The sequence below is a fragment of the Actinophytocola sp. genome (assembly GCF_035942955.1).
Taxonomy (GTDB): Bacteria; Actinomycetota; Actinomycetes; order Mycobacteriales; family Pseudonocardiaceae; genus DASYTH01.
Genome location: NZ_DASZCQ010000168.1, coordinates 1 through 1,808, shown reverse-complemented (window position 1 = coordinate 1,808; position 1,808 = coordinate 1). Strand labels below are relative to the sequence as shown.

At 70.6% G+C, this 1,808-nt stretch carries 1 protein-coding gene; it reads right to left on the bottom strand.

The features are described 5' to 3' along the window. Positions 1-110 precede the first annotated feature (110 nt). Positions 111-1,688, bottom strand: coding sequence for a glycoside hydrolase family 6 protein (locus VGX25_RS17090; RefSeq protein ID WP_326918794.1), 1,578 nt, complete (start codon positions 1,686-1,688; stop codon positions 111-113). Between the last annotated feature and the right edge of the window lie 120 nt (positions 1,689-1,808).

Genomic DNA, 1,808 nt, shown 5'->3' with positions numbered 1-1,808 from the left:
GCCGCGCGCTGAGCACGCGGCGCGGGTCGCCGTTTCCGGCATGTGCGATCAGAGCGTCGCCGAGGACTTCCCGCCCTGCCCGAGGCGAGGGCGGGAGCCCTTCATCCCGCTCAGCCCACTGTGCAGTTTGTCCCGTTGAGGGTGAAGGCGGCCGGGGAGGCGTTGGTGCCGCTGTAGGTGCCCTGGAAACCGAACGAGACGGTCGAGTTCGGGGCGATGGTGCGGTTGTGGTCGACGGGTGTCGCGGTGACCGCTTGCTGGTTCTGGGTGACGGTGGCGTTCCAGCGGTTGGTGATCATCTGGTTGCCGGGGAAGCTGAACGTGAGGGTCCAGCCGGAGATGGTGGCGGAGCCGGCGTTGGTGATGAACACGTCGGCGGTGAAGCCGCCGTTCCAGGTGTTGGGGACGTAGCGGACGCCGCACGACGAGCCGCCACCGCCGCCGGGCAGGGTGGTGAAGCTGGCCAACCCGGAGTTGGCGGACAGGTTGCCGGCGGCGTCGCGGGCGCGGACGTAGACCTGGTAGGCGGTGCTCGCGCTCAGGCCGGTCAGGGTTGTCGAGGTGCCGGAAGGCTGGGCCAGCAAGGTGTCCGTGGCGCCCTGCTCGCGGTAGACGTTGTAGCCGACGACCCCGACGTTGTCCGTGGAGGCCGCCCAGGACAGGGTGGCGCCGGACGAGGTGACCCCCGAGACGGACGGGGTGCCCGGAACCGACGGTGGCGTGGTGTCGCCGCCACCGCCGGCTGCGATCGCGAGGTCGTAGGCGCGTTGCGGGACGAACTGGCCGGCGCCGGCGATGCAGCCGTCGGCCTCGCCGGGCAGTTTGATCCACAGGAACGCGTCGATCATGGGGTCGCCCGTGGCGTTGGTGCTGGGGGTGCCGATGGCGCGGCCGGCGGGGTCGCACCATTCGTTGCCCAAAGGCCCGTTGCCGTTGCGGCTGGTGTCGATCACAGCGCGGAGCCGGGAGACGCCGGTGGCGGCGATGACGGCCTTGGCGTAGGTGACCTCGGCGCTGGTGGTGCGGTAGTTGGAGACGTTGGTGGAGATGCCGTCGGCGCTGCTGCCCACGTTCGCCGCGACCAGGCGGGCGGCCATGGCGCTTGGCGACAGCCAGGCCGAGTGGGCGGAGTCGAAGTAGACCCGGGCGGACGCGGAGCCGGACTTGAGCCGCTGGCCGGCGTAGGACATCGAGGCGCGGACCTCGGCCTGCTGCGCCTCGCTCATGCAGTCGCTCATCAGGGCCAGCACGTCGGGCTCGAGGATGATCGTGGCGGGGCGGCCGTTCAACCCGAGAGCCACCTGGTCGATCCAGGACCGGTACGCGGCGTGGCTGGGCGCGCCGCCCGAGCTGGCGCCGCCGCAGTCGCGGTTGGGCATGTTGTAGACGACCATGATGGGGATCTTGCCGGCCGCGGCGGCCGCCGCGGTGAATGCGTCCACTTCGGACCGGACCGTTGCGGTGTTGGTAGTGGTGAACCAGCGGCCCTGTGGCACGCTGGCGATCCGGTCCCGGATCACCGGCATCCGCGAGTCGTTCGGGTTCGCGGCGACCCAGCGGGCGGCCTGGGTCTGCGGGTCCACATAGAACACCGAGTCGGCTCCCTTGGCTGATGGCGCGCCGAGCACCATGCTGCTGACCACCGCGGCCGCCAGCGCGGCCGCCACCGGCGTACGTCGTCGTACCATGTCAGATCCTTTGTAGACGGATTTCTGGGAGCGCTCCCAGAATCGGAGCGTAGCCTGTCGGTTGCGGAAAGGGAAGCCTCTGGGTGGTCCGGGACCGGCGCGGTTGCAGCAGGACCGCGC